This is a genomic window from Planosporangium mesophilum, from assembly GCF_016863255.1.
GTDB lineage: Bacteria > Actinomycetota > Actinomycetes > Mycobacteriales > Micromonosporaceae > Planosporangium > Planosporangium mesophilum.
Genome location: NZ_BOON01000031.1, coordinates 98877 through 114896, shown reverse-complemented (window position 1 = coordinate 114896; position 16020 = coordinate 98877). Strand labels below are relative to the sequence as shown.

The 16020-nt window shown below is 70.6% G+C and carries 21 protein-coding genes; 2 read left to right on the top strand and 19 right to left on the bottom strand.

The genetic code is table 11. From position 1 onward, the window contains the following. Nucleotides 1-50 precede the first annotated feature (50 nt). Nucleotides 51-1424 carry a glycoside hydrolase family 6 protein gene (locus tag Pme01_RS16705; RefSeq protein ID WP_239088277.1) on the top strand — a complete coding sequence of 458 codons (1374 nt, stop codon included), beginning with the start codon at nucleotides 51-53 and terminating at the stop codon, nucleotides 1422-1424. A gap of 162 nt (nucleotides 1425-1586) precedes the next feature. Here Pme01_RS16705 and Pme01_RS16700 read toward each other — a convergent pair whose 3' ends face one another. After that, nucleotides 1587-2594: an amidohydrolase family protein gene (locus tag Pme01_RS16700; RefSeq protein ID WP_168114220.1), complete on the bottom strand. Its 1008-nt coding sequence runs from the start codon at nucleotides 2592-2594 to the stop codon at nucleotides 1587-1589. Continuing rightward, nucleotides 2591-2971 carry a metal-sulfur cluster assembly factor gene (locus Pme01_RS16695; protein WP_168114221.1) on the bottom strand — a complete coding sequence of 127 codons (381 nt, stop codon included), beginning with the start codon at nucleotides 2969-2971 and terminating at the stop codon, nucleotides 2591-2593. Before Pme01_RS16695 ends, Pme01_RS16700 begins: the two co-directional genes overlap by 4 nt. A gap of 80 nt (nucleotides 2972-3051) precedes the next feature. On the opposite strand from Pme01_RS16695, the gene Pme01_RS16690 reads away from it, so the two are divergent. Then, a complete protein-coding gene (locus tag Pme01_RS16690) occupies nucleotides 3052-3807 on the top strand; it encodes an IclR family transcriptional regulator (RefSeq protein ID WP_168114222.1) in 756 nt (251 codons plus the stop codon). 41 nt (nucleotides 3808-3848) lie between these two features. Here the strand turns inward: Pme01_RS16690 and Pme01_RS16685 are convergent, their stop codons facing one another. From Pme01_RS16685 to sdhB, 17 genes are all read right to left on the bottom strand, one after another. Then, nucleotides 3849-4301: a flavodoxin family protein gene (locus Pme01_RS16685; protein WP_168114223.1), complete on the bottom strand. Its 453-nt coding sequence runs from the start codon at nucleotides 4299-4301 to the stop codon at nucleotides 3849-3851. A gap of 94 nt (nucleotides 4302-4395) precedes the next feature. After that, entirely contained in the window at nucleotides 4396-5145 is a 750-nt protein-coding gene (locus tag Pme01_RS16680; RefSeq protein ID WP_168114224.1) for an ABC transporter ATP-binding protein, read from the bottom strand. Further along, nucleotides 5142-5861 carry an ABC transporter permease gene (locus Pme01_RS16675; RefSeq protein ID WP_239088276.1) on the bottom strand — a complete coding sequence of 240 codons (720 nt, stop codon included), beginning with the start codon at nucleotides 5859-5861 and terminating at the stop codon, nucleotides 5142-5144. Before Pme01_RS16675 ends, Pme01_RS16680 begins: the two co-directional genes overlap by 4 nt. A gap of 32 nt (nucleotides 5862-5893) precedes the next feature. Then, nucleotides 5894-6712 (bottom strand): class I SAM-dependent methyltransferase, encoded by an 819-nt coding sequence (locus Pme01_RS16670; protein WP_168114226.1) that lies wholly within the window; start codon nucleotides 6710-6712, stop codon nucleotides 5894-5896. Between the two features lie 16 nt (nucleotides 6713-6728). After that, entirely contained in the window at nucleotides 6729-7751 is a 1023-nt protein-coding gene (locus tag Pme01_RS16665; protein ID WP_239088275.1) for an ABC transporter substrate-binding protein, read from the bottom strand. Between the two features lie 183 nt (nucleotides 7752-7934). Continuing rightward, a complete protein-coding gene (locus tag Pme01_RS16660) occupies nucleotides 7935-8603 on the bottom strand; it encodes a formylglycine-generating enzyme family protein (RefSeq protein WP_168114227.1) in 669 nt (222 codons plus the stop codon). A 58-nt stretch (nucleotides 8604-8661) separates the two neighbouring features. After that, on the bottom strand, nucleotides 8662-9282 hold the full coding sequence (locus tag Pme01_RS16655) for a LutC/YkgG family protein (protein ID WP_168114228.1): 621 nt from the start codon (nucleotides 9280-9282) through the stop codon (nucleotides 8662-8664). Continuing rightward, nucleotides 9279-10733, bottom strand: coding sequence for a LutB/LldF family L-lactate oxidation iron-sulfur protein (locus Pme01_RS16650; protein WP_239088274.1), 1455 nt, complete (start codon nucleotides 10731-10733; stop codon nucleotides 9279-9281). The genes Pme01_RS16655 and Pme01_RS16650 overlap by 4 nt, the downstream gene beginning before the upstream one ends. Then, nucleotides 10730-11431: a (Fe-S)-binding protein gene (locus tag Pme01_RS16645; RefSeq protein WP_168114229.1), complete on the bottom strand. Its 702-nt coding sequence runs from the start codon at nucleotides 11429-11431 to the stop codon at nucleotides 10730-10732. Before Pme01_RS16645 ends, Pme01_RS16650 begins: the two co-directional genes overlap by 4 nt. 44 nt (nucleotides 11432-11475) lie before the next feature. Continuing rightward, the gene (locus Pme01_RS16640; RefSeq protein ID WP_168114230.1) at nucleotides 11476-12144 is read right to left on the bottom strand and encodes a GntR family transcriptional regulator; all 669 of its coding nucleotides are present in this window, start codon (nucleotides 12142-12144) and stop codon (nucleotides 11476-11478) included. A gap of 29 nt (nucleotides 12145-12173) precedes the next feature. Next, entirely contained in the window at nucleotides 12174-12440 is a 267-nt protein-coding gene (locus Pme01_RS16635; RefSeq protein ID WP_203935677.1) for a PRC-barrel domain-containing protein, read from the bottom strand. Next, nucleotides 12427-12795 carry a hypothetical protein gene (locus Pme01_RS16630; protein WP_168114232.1) on the bottom strand — a complete coding sequence of 123 codons (369 nt, stop codon included), beginning with the start codon at nucleotides 12793-12795 and terminating at the stop codon, nucleotides 12427-12429. Before Pme01_RS16630 ends, Pme01_RS16635 begins: the two co-directional genes overlap by 14 nt. Nucleotides 12796-12797: 2 nt before the next feature. Continuing rightward, nucleotides 12798-14027, bottom strand: coding sequence for an NRAMP family divalent metal transporter (locus tag Pme01_RS16625; RefSeq protein WP_168114233.1), 1230 nt, complete (start codon nucleotides 14025-14027; stop codon nucleotides 12798-12800). Then, the gene (locus Pme01_RS16620) at nucleotides 14024-14491 is read right to left on the bottom strand and encodes a hypothetical protein (protein WP_168114234.1); all 468 of its coding nucleotides are present in this window, start codon (nucleotides 14489-14491) and stop codon (nucleotides 14024-14026) included. The genes Pme01_RS16625 and Pme01_RS16620 overlap by 4 nt, the downstream gene beginning before the upstream one ends. Nucleotides 14492-14525: 34 nt before the next feature. Next, on the bottom strand, nucleotides 14526-14885 hold the full coding sequence (gene frdD, locus Pme01_RS16615; protein WP_168114235.1) for a fumarate reductase subunit FrdD: 360 nt from the start codon (nucleotides 14883-14885) through the stop codon (nucleotides 14526-14528). Next, the gene (locus Pme01_RS16610; protein WP_203935676.1) at nucleotides 14882-15286 is read right to left on the bottom strand and encodes a succinate dehydrogenase/fumarate reductase transmembrane subunit; all 405 of its coding nucleotides are present in this window, start codon (nucleotides 15284-15286) and stop codon (nucleotides 14882-14884) included. The genes frdD and Pme01_RS16610 overlap by 4 nt, the downstream gene beginning before the upstream one ends. Beyond that, a complete protein-coding gene (gene sdhB, locus Pme01_RS16605; RefSeq protein WP_168114236.1) occupies nucleotides 15283-16020 on the bottom strand; it encodes a succinate dehydrogenase iron-sulfur subunit in 738 nt (245 codons plus the stop codon). Before sdhB ends, Pme01_RS16610 begins: the two co-directional genes overlap by 4 nt.

Sequence of the window (16020 nt, the reverse complement as noted above, 5' to 3'; positions counted from 1 at the left end):
TGCCCTCTCGCCCCTCATCCGGCCGCCGCCGACCGGCGACCATCGCCGCGGTGGCCGTCGCTGGTGCGGTCGCCGCCAGCGTGTGGTTCACCAGCGGCTCCGCGTCCGCCGGCACCCTCTCCGGCGCCCTGTACCGCGATCCGAACACCCAGGTCGTCAAGTGGGTCGCGGCCAACCCCAACGACTCGCGTACCCCGGTGATCCGTGACAAGATCGCCAGCCAGCCGCAGGCGCACTGGCTGTCGTCCTTCAACCCGTCGACCGTCCAGTCCGACGTCTCCACGTACATCGGCGCCGCGAACGCGGCGAACCGGATCCCCGTCCTGTCGGTCTACGAGATCCCCAACCGCGACTGCGGCGGCGCCAGCGCGGGCGGCGCCCCGGACTTCAACCAGTACCAGACCTGGGTCTCCAACTTCTCCCGAGGTCTGGGCGACCGGACCGTCATCGTCATCCTGGAGACCGACTCGATCGCGCTGCAGACCTGCCTGAGCGCGAGCGAGCTCGCCGCACGCAACCAGGCCCTGACGACGGCGACGCAGACCATCAAGGCCGGCAACGCGAACGCCAAGGTGTACCTCGACGGCGGGCACTCGGCCTGGAACAGCGCAAGCGAGCAGGCCAACCGGCTCAGGGCGGCCGGCGTGCAGTACGCCGACGGCTTCTACACCAACGTGTCGAACTTCCAATCCACGTCGAGCGAGGCCAGCTACGGCCGGTCGATCATCTCCGCCCTCGCCGGGGCCGGCGTCCCGGGCAAGCGCCAGATCATCGACACCAGCCGCAACGGCGGGGCCAGTGGTGACTGGTGCGCCGACGACAACACCGACCGCCGCATCGGCCAGTACCCGACCACGAACACCGGCGACGCGAACATCGACGCGTACCTGTGGATCAAGCCGCCGGGCGAGGCCGACGGCTGCGGGTACGCGGCCGGCTCGTTCGTACCGGATCTCGCGTACAGCCTGGCCAGCAGCGCACCGTACCCGCCCAGCGAGCCGCCGACGACCGCGCCACCCACCACCGCACCGCCTTCTACTCCGTCCACCACGCCGTCTCCCACGCCGACGAGGACTCCGTCTCCAACCCCGCCGTCCACCCCGTCCCCGACCACGCCCCCACCGGCTACGGGTGCCTGCACCGCTGCGTACCAGACGGTGAACTCGTGGCAGGGCGGGTTCCAGGGACAGGTCACGGTCACCGCCGGTACCTCGGCCGTCAACGGCTGGACGGTGACCTGGACGCTGGCCTCCGGCCAGTCGATCAGCCAGGTCTGGAACGGGACGCTGAGCGTCAGCGGCTCCACCGCGACGGTGAAGAACGCCTCGTGGAACGGATCGCTCGCCGCGCGGGCGTCGACCCAGTTCGGGTTCACCGCCAACGGGAGCGCGTCGAACCCGACGCTGACCTGTACCAGCCCGTAGCTTCTGGGCTCTTGGACGCTTGGGCCGCCTATGGGTGGCACAAGCGTCCAAGAGCCCGGGACCGTGCGTTGTGTACCGGCGTCACCCCGCCGAAGCCACCGGATTCGCGGTCCTCGACGCCTGAGTCGGTGGTGAGCTTGTCACGTCCCCATCGGGGCGATGCTAGGTGTGGGTACGGCCCAGCCTGGCACGGGCGTCGGCGACGTCGATGCCGTGCAGGCGCAGCAGGTTCTCGCCCAGGATCTTCCGCTTGGCCTGATCGGTGAGTTGCGGGTAGCCGTACCCGTCGCACAGGTCCTGCGGGATCTGGAAGTCCATGAACGCCCGAAGTGCCCACTGTGGATGGAAGATCGGCGCCTCCGAGCCGTACACGATCTTGTCCTCGCCGCACCAGAACAGCAGCTTGCCCAGGATCTCGGCGAACATGCGGGGCGCCCGGACCAGGAAGTTGATCGTCGCGGCCAGCGAGGCGTACAGGTTGGGGTACCGGATGAGCTGCCAGCACGTCTCGTCGAGGAACGGCAGCCCGACGTGGTAGATGATGAAGTTGAGGTCGGGGAAGTTGGCCGCCGCCCCGTCCATGTCCCAGGTCTGGGTGTGCTCGATCGGCTGCGGCCCGAGCGGGACGCCCTTGTGCACGCCGATCAGGTTGACGCCCAGCTCCTGCGCCTTCTCGAAGATGGGGAAGGCGACCTGGGGATCGTCCATGCGCCACGGGTACGGCGATCCGTAGTCGTACCGGACGTTGTAGAACTTGAACGCCCTGGCGCCGAACTCGCCGACCTGGCGCTCCATCAGATCCAGCGCCTTGCGGCCCTCGAGAGGGTTGACCGAGCCCCAGAAGACGGTCCGGTCGGGGTCCCGGCTGGCGAGCTCGGCGCAGCTCTCCCACGCGGACAGGCCGTCGTGGTACAGGTCGGTCAGCGGCAGCGGCATCGCCACCAGCATGTCGGTGTCCGACTCGTCGTAGACCATCTTCCGGATGTCGGAGACCGTCCACTGGCGCAGGAACTCCTCGGGCGGCAGGTGCGGCTCGCCGTCCGGGGTCAGCGTGTTGTGGAACGCGTACAGGTGGTTGGAGAACATCTCGCCTGGCGTACCGAAGGCGTTCTTGGACTCGAAGTTGAACACGTGCGCGACGCCGTCGAAGACGAAGACATCATCGATCATGACTTGTCACTCCTTCCCAGTGAGTGGGCGGCGATGTACCCGTCCCGATCGGGCACCGCCGCGGGGGGAGGCAGGAAGCGAAGGACCCGGACCGCTTTCTCGGACAGCCGGTCGGTGGTCCACGCCTCGTCCCACACGATCTCCACCTCGGCGTCGCTGATCCCGGGCTGCGCCAGGATCCGGTCCTTCACGTCGGTCAGCACCCTGGCGGCGAACGGGCACCACCCCGAGGTGAGCAGCAGCTCCACCCGGGCCCGGCCCTGATCGACATGGACTGACCGGACCAGCCCCATGTCGATGACCGAGATGCCCTTCTCCTGGCAGCAGGGGTCGTACACGTCGGCGAGCGCATCCCGCGCCCAGGTCGGTACGGACATACGTCGATCGTCGGGTCCGCTTGACCCGCATGAAACCCCGTACTTTTCAAATGCCTGCGGCTGGCCACATCCTGGTATGCATGCGGTCGGAGCCCACCGACTTCGTCCAGAGCGTGTCGCGGGCGCTGCGCGTGCTCGAACAGGTCGCGCAGGCCGAGCGGCCGCTGCCGGTCAAGGTGATCGCGCGCCGGTGCGGGCTCAACCTGTCGACCGCCTATCACCTCGTCCGGACCCTGTGTTACGAGGGTTATCTGATCCGCCAGGTCGACGGCACGTACGCGCTCGGGTCACGACTGGCCGAGCGCTTCCATGAGCTGGTCGGCTCGTTCCAGCGCCCGCCGTCGGCGGCGACCGTGCTGCGGCACCTCGCGGCGGTCGGCGGGCACACCGCGTACCTCGCCCGCATCGCCGGCGACCGGATGGTGGTCGTGGAGGTGGTGGAGGGGCCGCACTCGCCGTGGTTGGAGGATCTCCAGGTCGGTCTGGAGACCGCCGCGCACGCCACCGCGCTCGGCAAGTCGCTGCTGACCACGCTGCCCAGGCGGGCGCTGCGCCGGATCCTGTCCGCGCAGGGCCTGCGCCGGTTCACCCGTGACACCCCGACCGAGGTGGCGGCGGTCGAGGCCGAGCTGCGTCAGCTCCGGCCGGGGGACGTGGTGATCGAACGCGGTCAGTTCCGCGAGAACGTCGCCTGCGCGAGCGTGGTCACCCCGGCCGACGACCCGGTCGGCTGGTGGGCCGTGGGCGTGTCGACGCGGGGGATGGACCTGCCCGACCAGTTGCTGACCCACCTGCGCGGCGCCGCCGCGGACCTCGGCCGCCCCGGCCGTACCTGACCGCACCGGCTCGGCCAACCGGTGCGGTCAGGTACGGCGCGTCAGCCGGCCAGTTCGGCGGCGACCGTCGCGCCCAGTTCCCAGCACTGCTCCAGGGCGGCCTTGCCCGGCTCGCCGAGGACGACCACCGGAGGCCGTACCCGCTTCCACCCCAGCCCGGTCGTGATCGCCTCGATGGCGCGTACCGCCCCGCTCGCGTCGTTGTTGCCGTGCAGATACGCGGCGTACGGCCGGCCGGCGGTCGCCTCCAGGCACGGGTAGTAGACCTGGTCGAAGAAGTGCTTCAACGCGCCGCTCATGTACCCGATGTTGACCGGCGTGCCGAGCAGGTAGCAGTCGGCCTCCAGCACGTCGACGGCGGTGGCGGTGAGCGCCGGCCGGGAGACGACCTCCACGCCCTCGATCCCGTCGGCGCTCGCGCCGGCACGCACCGCCTCGTACATCGCCTGCAGCGTGGGCGACGCCGTGTGGTGGACGATCAGCAGTCTCTTCATCGCGCCGAGCGTACCGACCCTGCTCGGCGCGGCGGCCCGGCCGGCCTTCGCCGAGCCGGGTGGGGCCGAAGGTGGTGGCCCGGCGCCTGGTAGCTCAGGTGAGCAGCAGTTCGTGCAGTTCGGCCACGTGCTCGGTGACCTCCTCGAGGTGCGCGTTGTGTCCGAACGAGCGCGGGCGTGGGATCGCGATTTCGACGATCTTGCGTACCTGGCCCGGGCGCGGGCTCAGCACCACCACCCGGTCGGCGAGCAGGACGGCCTCCTGGATCGAGTGCGTGACGAAGACGGTCGTCGGGCGGAGGTCCATGTGGATGCGCTGGAGTTCACCCGCAAGCTCCTCGCGGGTCAGCGCGTCCAGCGCGGAGAACGGCTCGTCCATGAGCAGTACCCGAGGTCGGTGCAGCAGCGCCCGGCACAGCGCGGCCCGCTGCTGCATGCCGCCCGACAGCTCGTGCGGGAGCCGCTTCTCGAAGCCGGCCAGGCCGACGGTCTCGATCAGTTCCTGCGCGCGCTCGGCGTACGCCGGTCGGGGCAGTCGGAGGATCTCGGCCGGCAGCAGCACGTTGTCGCGTACCGAGCGCCACGGCAGGAGCGCGGGCTGCTGGAACAGCATCGCGACGTCCGGCCGTGGCCTGGTGACCATCACACCGTCCACCCGGACGCGACCCGAAGACGGGGTGATCAGCCCCGCGATGAGGCGCAGCAGGGTCGACTTACCGCAGCCGGAGCGCCCGATCACCGCGACGAACTCGCCCTCGCCGATCTCGAGGTCGACCTCGGCCAGCGCCTCGACCGCACCGGCGCGTCCGCGGAACGCATGGGACACCTCGACGAGAGAGATCATCCGGTGATCGCCCTCGCCCACGGCAGCAACAGCCGCTCGGCGCTCGCCACCAGGTAGAACAGCACGACACTGATGAGCGCCAGCAGCACGATCGCGGCGAACGCGAGGGGAGTGTCGAATGACGTTCCGGACAGGACGATGACCGCACCCAGGCCACGGTTCGGGTTGCTGATCTCCGCGACCACGGCGCCGACCACCGCGAGCGAGACCGCGACCTTCAGTCCGACGAAGATCTGCGGAAGTGCCCAGGGCAGGCGGACCTTCACGTAGGTCTGCCACCACGACGCGGACAGCGACCGGACGAGGTCGCTCAATTCGGCCGGGGTGGAGCTGAGGCCGGCCATGGTGGCGACGACGACCGGAAAGAAGCAGATCAGGACCACCATGAAGATCTTCGGGCGCGGGCCGAATCCGAGCCACACCACCAGCAGCGGCGCGACCGACACCTTCGGTACGGAGTTGAGCGCCACGAACAGCGGGAGCAGCGCGCGTTCGACGGTACGCGACGCGGCGAGGACGACGGCGACACCGAGCCCGGCGGCCGCCGCGATGCCGAAGCCGATGATCGTCTCCGTCACCGTCGCCCACGCCTCGTGCAGCAGGTACGCCGGCTGGCGGCGGAACGCGGAGACGATGTCGGGCGGTGCGGGCAGGAACAGCGGCCGGATGTGGAACAGGGCCGTGGCCAGCCACCACACCGCCACGGTGCCGACCACGCCGAAGAACGGTGCGACAACCCGCGGTGTTCTCATGAGACCGGCCGCCGGCCGACCGTCAGGTACGTGAAGTGGCCGCGCAGCACGACCCGCGGATCGTTGACCACCGCCCGCAGCCGGTCGAGCCGGTCGGGGGTGAAGCCCGCTGCCTCGAAGTCGGCGCGGAGTTGGGCCAGGTTGACCTCGATGAGCCGCGCACCGGCCGAGCCGCCAGGCCAGGAACCGGCGCTGATCTCGGTCGTCACGTCGACCAGGCCCTCGTCCAGCATCGCCGCGTGAATGCTCTCGGCCCAGGTGGGGTCGGCACCGCGGCCCGGGAACACCTGGGTGACGAGGGCATCGTGGTACGCGTCGACGAGCGCGGTCGCCTCCGGGTCGGGTGTGGCGAGCACCAGCCTCCGGTGCGTCGTCGCCCAGTCCGCCACCGCCAGATGGCCGCCCGGTGCCAGGGCCGCCACGAGACGCTTCAGGATCTCGCGGCGCTCCGGCAGGTGCACCAGCACCAGTCGGGCGTGGATGAGGTCCCACGGCCCGCCTGGTACCGGATCATTACGGAGATCGTGGCGCAGGACCGAATAGCCGGCGTCCGAGGGCAGATAGCGCGGGTCGAGGTCGGTGGCGAGCACATGACCGGCCGGGCCGACCTGGCCGGCCAGCCACGATGCGACGGTACCGGCACCCGCACCCAACTCCAGGCAACGCCGTCCGGTCAGCGGTGCCAGCCGTGACAGCTGGGAGAACGTGAACTCGTCGAGTATCTCGGCCAGGTAGTTGTGGCGGTCGGCCGCTTCGGGGTCGTTGTTGTCGAAGGAGTACTGCGGCGCTTCAGGATCGTGCGATGTTGTCGTCATCGGTCTCCGTCGTGGTCTAGGCCTTGGGCGTGAGGCTGAAGTCCACGACCGCACTCGGCGTGAGCCCGGCCGGAATGAGGTTGGCGGTCTGCAGGGTCCCGAGTGCCCGCGCGACGCGTTGCTCGGTCACCGAACCGATCGGCGAGCTTGATCCCGACGGCGTCACATAGGGAGTCATCAGGGTGATCTCACCGACCGCTGCGGCGACGTCGGCAGCGGGCTGGGCCTTCTTCATGATCTGGGCGGCCTCGTCGGGGTGGTCGATCGTGTACCGCAGGCCCTGGAGCATCGCGTCCCGGAACCGAGCCGCGAGGTCGGGGGAGCCGGTGGCGATCTTGGACGTCGTGATGATCCCGTTGCCGAGCAGGTCGGTGAGGTATCGGCTGTACGGCAGAACGACCGCCTTCTTGTTCGCGGCCTTCTCGATGCCCCGCTGGCCGATGAGGAAGGTGCTCAACGCGTCGACCTGCCTGCTGGCCAGCAGCGTGGGCAACTGCGCCGGTTGTGTGTTGACCCATTGAACCTTCGTCGCGTCGATGCCGGCTGCTTTCGCGTACGCGGGGAAGAGCAGTTGATTCACCGAGCCGGTGGCCGCGCCGATCTTCTTGCCCTCGAGTTCCTCGGGGGAGGCGACGCCCGAGCCCTCGAGCGAAATTATCGAGACAAGGGTCTGCTGGTGGATGACCGCGATCGTCCGGAAGTCCTTGTACTCGCCCTTGCCGGCGAGGATCCAGGCGCCGACGAGGTCGAGGCTGGCGAACTGGGCCTGACCGGCGGCGAGGTTCTTGAGATTCTCACCCGTGGCCGACCCCGGTTGGATCGTCACGTCGAGACGGGCGGCCTTGAAGTAACCCTTCTCCTGGGCGACCCAGGCGAACGCGTCGCGCCCTACCGCGCCGAAAGCGGTCAGGTAGGTCACCTTGTCCGGACTGGAACTGGCGCCGGAAGGATCCTCGTCCTTCGCCGAGCCTCCGCACCCGGCGAGGGCGACCATGAGAGTGGTGATGGTCAGGAGTGCTGTCGAGCGGAAGCGCCTCATGCTGGGGTTCCTCTCGTGTCGGTGCGGGCTCCCCATCTGTGGTGATCGATCTATCGGGCCTGCCCAGACTTTACCGGTACCGCCGCCGGTCCGTTGTCTCGTACAGGACGGATGACGGCTGGAGTTAGCGTCCCGTGGGGGTCCTCATCCGGCCCGATCGCTTCGTACGGCCGGTCCCCGTGGTCAGGACGGACCGGAACGGGCGACGCGAAAGCCCACGTCGTCGACCCGGAACGTCGGGTGGCTTCGCCGCCGTACCGAGGCCCGACAGCTCCAGTGCTCGTCGAACCACCCGCCCCCGCGCAGGACGCGGTAGGTGCCGTAGACCTCGGCGTCGTAGACGTCCCAGCACCAGTCCCACACGTTGCCCAGCATGTCGTACAGGCCCCAGGCGTTGGGCCGCTTGCCACCCACCTCGTGGACGCGCTCCTGCGAGTTGCCCCGGTACCACGCGATCTCGTCGAGCGGCCCGTACCGCGGGCCCGTCGTGCCGGCGCGGCAGGCGTGCTCCCACTCGGCCTCGGTCGGCAGCCGGTACCCGTCGGCGGAGACGTCCCACTCGACGTGCTCGCCGTCGAGGCGGTACGCACGCGTCAGGCCGTCCCTTCGCGACAGTGTGTTGCAGAACCGGACCGCGCCCCGCCAGGAGACTCCCTCGACGGGCAACCGGTCCCCGCGCGCCGCGCTCGGCCGCTCGCCGGTCACCTCCGCGTACTGCGCCTGGGTGACCGGGAACGCCGCGAGCCGGTACGGCGCGAGCTCGACCGTCCAGCGGCGCTGGGTGCGCCGGTCCGACAGCGTCACCTCCCCGGCCGGGAGGGCGACCATCGCGATCTCAGCGTTCGCATCCATGGGTAGCCGATCGTAGCCGCGCTGTAAGTGCGCCGCGGAGCAAGCCCACCGCGCCGGGTCAGGACTCGACGATGATCACGTGCAGCCGGCGCGGACCGTGGACCCCCTCCACCCGGTTGAGTTCGATGTCGCTGGTGGCCGACGGGCCGGAGATGAACGTCAGCGGCCGGGTAGGGGCGAGTCGCCGGATCGCGGCCGGCACGCCGCCGACGACCTGGTCGGCGGTGACGACGCAGACGTGGTGGTCGGGTACCAGAGTGAGCGCCCGGCGCCCCTGCCCGGCGCCGCCGTCGAGCACGATCGTGCCGGTCAGCGCGGCCGCGACGGCGCACCCGGTGAGGACCGCGTCGGCGTCGTCCAGGTCGGACACGGTGAGCGGCTGCGGGCCATCGGCCACCGCTGTCCCCGGGTACGCCGACAGCCAGCCCTCGGGCACGTCACCGGGCACGACGAGGCGCTCGACCCCGGCCAGCGCCGCGCCGACCGCCTCGGCCAGCGTGTCCGGGGTACAGCGGGTCACCTCGGCCTTGTAGTCGACCAACCGGTCGACGAACGTCTCCAGCCGGGCAGCGTCGTCGAGGTCGTCGTCGACCCGGTAGTCGCGCGGCACCGGGGGCGCCGACGGGGTGGGGCCGAGCGCGGTCCGCAGCCGGGCCAGGATCTCGTCACGCGCGTTCATCGGGTCCTCCGCCACCAGTCACGGAACGTTTCGGTCGCCGGCAGCGGCGCGTCGCGGCTCGCCGTCCACGCCGACATCGGCCAGGGCAGCCGGCGGACCTTCCGCCGGCGGAGCACGGCGGCCAGCGGCGCGCTGCCGGCCCGGGCCGCCCGCAGGGCCCGGGCGTACCGGCGCCGGTCGCCCATCACCCAGCCCATCGCCTTCATGGCGGTCCGCTCGGCGGACGGCTTGCCCCGATGGGCGTCCACCGCCTCCTGGCGCAGGTGCACCAGCACCTCGGGAATGTTGATGCGTACCGGGCAGACGTCGTAGCAGGCGCCGCAGAGCGTCGACGCGAACGGCAGCGTGCTGGAAACCCCGCTGGCAGAGACTCCCGTCATCTGCGGCGACAGGATCGCACCGATCGGACCGGGGTACACCGACTGGTACGCGTGGCCGCCGACCCGCTCGTACACCGGGCACACGTTCATGCAGGCCGAGCAGCGGATGCAGTGCAGGGCCTGGCGGCCGACCTCGTCGGCGAGCGTGGCCGACCGGCCGTTGTCGATCAGTACGATGTGGACGTTCTGCGGTCCGTCGCCCGGCGTCACCCCCGTCCACATCGACGTGTACGGGTTCATCCGCTCACCGGTCGACGACCGGGGCAGCAGTTGGAGGAAGACCTCAAGGTCGGTGAAGGACGGTAGCAGCTTCTCCACGCCGACCACCGAGATCAGTGTCTCCGGCAGGGTCAGGCACATCCGCCCGTTGCCCTCGGACTCCAGCACGACGAGCGTGCCGGTCTCGGCGACGGCGAAGTTCGCGCCGGAGATGGCGACCTTCGACGACAGGAACTTGCGGCGCAGGTGGAGGCGGGCCGCCTCGGCCAGTACGCGCGGCTCGTCGGTGAGGCCGGCGGGCGCGTCGCCCATCCGCTCGGTGAAGATGTCGCGGATCTGGCTGCGGTTGTAGTGGATCGCCGGTACCAGGATGTGCGACGGCTGGTCGTCGTTGAGCTGCACGATCAACTCGGCCAGGTCGGTCTCGGTGGCGGTGATGCCGGCCGCCTCGAGCGCCTCGTTCAGCTCGATCTCCTGGGTGGCCATTGACTTGACCTTGACCACCTCGTCGGCGCCGGTCTCGCGGACCAGCCCGGTGACCACCTCGCACGCCTCGGCGGCGTCGCGGGCCCAGTGCACCGTGGCGCCGGCGGCGGTCGCGGCGGCCTCGAACTGGACCAGCAGCTCGGGCAGCCGGGCCATCACGTCGGACTTGATCGCGCTGCCGGCCAGCCGCAGCTTCTCCCAGTCCGGCAGCTCGTCGACGACGCGGGCCCGCTTGTTGCGGATCGTGTGGGTGGCCTTGTGCAGGTTGGCGCGCAGTTGCGGCTTGCCCAGCTCCACGACGGCGGCGTCGGGGAACGGACGGGGCCCCGCGAGGCGACCACTGCCGTGGGGAAGGCGCTCGCTCACGATCCACCTCCGAGGATCTCCGCGTAGTGCATGACGCGTACCGGCGCGCCGCGGCGGGACAGGCCGCCGCCGATGTGCGCCAGGCACGAGTTGTCGGCGGCCGCGATCACGTCGGCGCCGGTGTCGCAGATCGCCGCGCACTTGTCGGCGAGCATCGCGGTGGACACGTCGGAGTTCTTCAACGCGAACGTGCCGCCGAAGCCGCAGCACTCCTCGGCGCCGGGGAGGGGTACCAGCTCCAGGCCCTCGACCGCGCGCAGCAGCCGCAGCGGCTTGTCACCCAGGCGCAGCATGCGCAGGCCGTGACAGGTCGGGTGGTAGGTCACCCGGTACGGGAACGAGGCGCCGACGTCGGTGACGCCGAGGACGTCGACGAGCAGTTCGGACAGCTCGTAGACGCGCTCCGCGATCCCGGCCGCCTCCGGTACCAGGCGCGGGTAGGACTCGCGCACCATCGCGACGCACGAGCCGCTCGGCGCCACCACGGCGTCGTACCGGTCGAACGCCTCGACGAAGCCGCGCACCAGCGGGACGGCCTCGTCGCGGTACCCGGAGTTGGCGTGCATCTGCCCGCAGCAGGTCTGGGCCTCGGGGAAGTCGACCTGGTGCCCGAGCCGCTCCAGCAGCCGGACGACCGCCTTGCCGGTGTCCGGGTAGAGCAGGTCGTTGACGCAGGTCACGAACAGCGCGATCCGCACGTCATCCTCCGTTCTTCTTCTCCGCGGTCATGGGACATCAGGCGCTAGGTGTCCAGCGCCGCGAAATGGTCGCGGTGCCGCTGCCGGGCGGCTTCGAGGTGGCGGCGCATGGCGTCGGCGGCCGCGTCGGGGGTCCCGGCCGCGATCGCCGCGACGATCCGTCGGTGCTCCTGGCCGCTGATGCCCAGGTGCGCGGTGGGGAACTGCAGGCGGTGCAGGTGCAGGTGGGCATGGAGTCGGACGAAGGTGGCGTGCAGCATCGAGTTGCCGCTGGCCTCCGCGACCAGCTCGTGGAACACGGCGTCCTGGGCGGTGAAGGGCGCGTGCCCGGCGTACCCGTCTCCGGAGAGGTGATCGGGCAGGTCGGCCTCCTGGGCGAGGACGTCGACGTCGAGTTGCCCGGCGGCGCGGCGCCCGGCCGCGCGCGCCGCCGCCGGGCACTCCAGCAGCAGCCGCATCTCGAACAGTTCCTCGAACTCCGTACGGGTCAGCAGCGGGGCCGTGGTGTAGCCGGCCATCGCGCGCTTGCGGACCAGCCCCTCGGACTCGAGCCGGGCCAGGGCCTCCCGGACCGGCGTGGGGGAGACGGCCAACTGCCGGGCCAGGGCGTCGATCGTGACCCGCTCGCCCGGCGCGATCCGGTGATCCATGATCAGGGACTTGACGGCCTCGTACACGTCATCGGTGAGCGTGAGACGAGGGAGAGGACGCATTCGTACATGATATAGGATTGCTGCGGCCGTTAGCGATGATCTATCCGGACCTCGCTCCAGGCGACCGTACGCATGCCGCGCGACATGAGTCTCATCGCGCGTTCGAGCAGCCACGGCCCGCCCCCCTCGCTGCGTTCGTGTCCGAGGAGCCGGCCGTGCCAGCGGCGGCTGACGACGACCGCGACCACGACCAGCGTTCCGTCCCCGTCGGGGGCGGCGACCAGGTCGACCACGGTGCCCAGGCACGCCCCGGTCCGGTCGTACGCCCGACATCTGATGAGGTCACTCGCCCGCACGTCCGGCTCCCGGGATCCGCTCGATGACGTGGTCGCACAGCCACCCCTCCAGCGCCGGCCGGGGCAGGTCACGGTAGGAGATCCGCAGGTGTACCGCGCTCACGCGGACGGCGACGTCCCGGTACGGGATCCGGGCCGGCCCGGGGTCGACGGCGGCGTGCAGCCGGTGGGCCAGGCGGGCGAGGACCCGGCCGAGCCGGCCGCCCATCCGCTCACCCAGTACCTGCGGCCCCATCAGTAGCGCCGCGACCTCGGGTGGGTCGCCGTCGGAGAGCTCCACGTCGTCGACCTTGCCCACCAGCAGGCCGTCACAGTCGATGATCTGGCGGTCGAGCAGGTGGAAGCCGATGAACATCGTCAGCCTCCCATTCCGGTGGCGATCATGAGCGGTACCGCCGCGACCGCGGCGACGACGATCACGAGGAGGAACACGGTCCCGACCGTGTTGGCGACCGGGCCGTTGACCCGCTCGCCGAGATACTCGTGGTCGTTGGCCACGACCAGGATCGGCAGGTACGTCAGCGGCAGGATGACGGCGCTGAAGACCAGCATGAACTCGGTCAGCCGCACCGGATCCACCGTGGTCAACAGCAGCAGCACCCCGGTCAGGACGCTGACCAGCAGCAGCGTGTGGAAACGGGCCGCCTGCCGGGGCGCCACCAACTTGCCCCACTGCCAGCCGAAGTACTGCGCGACGGTGTACGCCGCCGACAGTCCGGTCTCCATCGCCGCGCCGAAGGTGGCGGCGAAGAGACCCAGGATCGCCGCGACGAGCCCCAGCTTGCCGAGGCCGATCGCGACCGGCAGGATGGCCTGGCCCACCGAGTCCAGTTCGATCCGCAGCGGGTGGAACAGCGTCGCGGCGGTGGCCATGATGCCGAGCGACAACAGCCCGCCGACCGGAAAGCCGATCAGGACGTTGGCCCGCATGGTGGAGATCTGGTCGCGCCCCCACTTGTCCTCGACCGCACCGGACGAGAAGAAGAACACCTCGTACGGCGTCAGTGCCGAGGCGAACAGTGCGACGGCGAAGTACCCGTAGGTCGGCCAGTCCTCCCCGTCGGCCGGGGTGGGCCGGCTGGCCTGCCGCCACATGCCGGACCAGTCCGGGTTCAGGTGGGTCAACGCGACGACGAACACCACCAGCGCCAGCCCGGCCAGCGAGAAGATCCGCTCCAGGTGCTGGAACTTCAGCCGCCACAGCACGACCCACAGCGCGAAACCCACCACGGGCACCCAGAGCAGGTAGTGGACGCTGGTGGCGAGTTCGACGGCCAGCGCGACGCCGCCCATCTCGGCGCCCAGCGTGATCACCGTGACCAGGAACGTCGCCGCGAGGTTGAGCAGCGCGACCCGCGGGCCGAGCCGCTCGCGGACGAGGTCGAAGACCGCCCGCTCGCTGATCGCCGTGACCCGGCCGGCCATCTCCGCGTACGCGCAGATCCCCACCACGCCGACGACCAGCACCCACGCCAGCGACATGCCGAAGCGGGCGCCCGCCTGGGAGCTGGCCACGAAGTCGCCGATGTCGACGAAGCCGCCGATGGCGGTGAGGATCCCCAGGCTGAGGGCGAGCAGCTGCTTCACGACGGGTGCCGATCGACGAAGTCGGCCAGCCGGTCGCCGATGGCTCCGAGCGCCGCGACGGCCGCCCGTACGCCCGCGGTGTCGCCCCGGTAGACCGCCCCCACCAGGTCACCGATGGCGCGTTCGCCCTCGTCCAGCAGCGTCCTCAACGCGTCGCGGACGGCGGCTTGCGCCCGCCCGGGCGGGGGCGTCTCGGCCAGCCGCAGTTGCGCCGTCGCCACGGCCCGGATGGAGTGATCCAGCACCGCAGACAGGTAGGTACGGGTGACCCGACCGCCCCGGTGAGCATCGCCGACGAGCCACGCGGTCCGTACGTTGGACAGCCCGTCCCGCGCCGACGCGGCCACCGTCGTGTCGAACGCCTGCCGGTCCGGACCGCCGCGGCCCGGGATCGCCAGCGCGAACCAGCAGGCGACCAGCAGGGCCAGCGCGACCGCCACCTCGTTGCGGCTGCGCCAACTCACGGCAGGTGCCTACCCGGCTACGCCGCGAATCCACTCACCCGGCGGCCAACAGCAGATATCCGGCGGCGGCGGAGCCGGCCAGCGCGGCGCCGTAGCAGGAGGCGTCGATCAGCCCGCTCAGCCGCCGCAACTGCAGCCCGTCCCGGACGGTGTAGCGGAGCCGGTGCGCGGCGTGGAACAACGCCAGCACGCACAGGGCGAACAGGACGAGCCGGACCAGCGGATGGCGGACCACGGCGTCCAGGTGCGGGTACCCGGGGGCCGGCAGCCAGCCGAGCGGGAACGCGACGCCGAACAGCAACAGCAGCGCCGGTACCAGCAGCGCCGCCAGGACCCCGCCCGCGCTGAACGCGAGCCACAGCAGGGGTTCGACCGGTCGCCGGACGACCGTCATCGCAGCACCACCCACGCGACGATGGCCGATGCCACGGCCCAGAGCGCGTAGTTGGCCGCGACGATCCAGACACCGGGGACCCGTCTGCCTCGCACCCGTACGACCACGGCCCGCGACGCCAGCGCGAACCAGGTAACGGCGTGGAAGAGCACGAAGAGCAGCGCCACCACGTTGACCGCGAGCACCTGCGGCCGGGCGCTCCAGGCCAGGAACCCCCGGTACGACCGCTCGCCCGCGGTGACCGCGTGCACCAGCAGCAGCGTGTACACCACCGACCAGGCGACGAAGACACTGCTCAGCTCGCGGAGGACGAACAGCAGGTACGACCGCCGGCGCACCCACCACAGGATCGGCACCCGGGGCCGGTACAGGCGCTGGTAGAGCCCGGTGTACCCGGTCACCGCCGGCCCCGGGGAAGCAGCAGGGACCGTACCGTCCGCTTGGCCGCCTCCAGCTTGTAGCGCTGGATGGCGCCGGCCGGATCCACCCCCTTCGGGCAGGCCCGGCTGCACTCACCGACGAACGTGCAGTCCCAGATGCCCTCCGGCGCCGACAGGATCTCCAGCCGGTCGTGGTCGCCATGATCGCGGGAATCGAGGTTGTACCGCTGCGCGAGGGCGATCAGCGCCGGCCCGAGGAAGTCACGCTCGAGCCCGTACACCGGGCAGGCGGCGTAGCAGAGCATGCAGTTGATGCACATGCTGTACTGCTGGTACTCGTCCACCTCCGCCGGTTTCTGCAGGTACTCGGTATCCGGCGGCGGCTCGTCAGCGACCAGCCAGGGCATCACGTGCGGGAGCTTGGCCATGAAGTCGGTCAGCTCCACGACGAGGTCGCGGATCACCGGGAAGTTCCGCAGCGGCTCGACCCGTACCGGCCCCGGGTGGTGGTCGGTCAGGAACGTCTCGCACGCCAGTACCGGGTCACCGTCGATCGTCATGCCGCAGCTGCCGCAGATGCCCATCCGGCAGGACCAGCGGAACGAGAGCGTGCCGTCCAGCCGGTCCTTGACGTGGTTGAGCCCGTCCAGGACGGTCCACTCCCGGCGCATCGGGATCTCGTAGCACTGGGTCGTCGGTTCGTCCTCCTGCTCCGGGCGGTACCGGGCGACCTCCAGCGTGATGGTGTCGGCCAT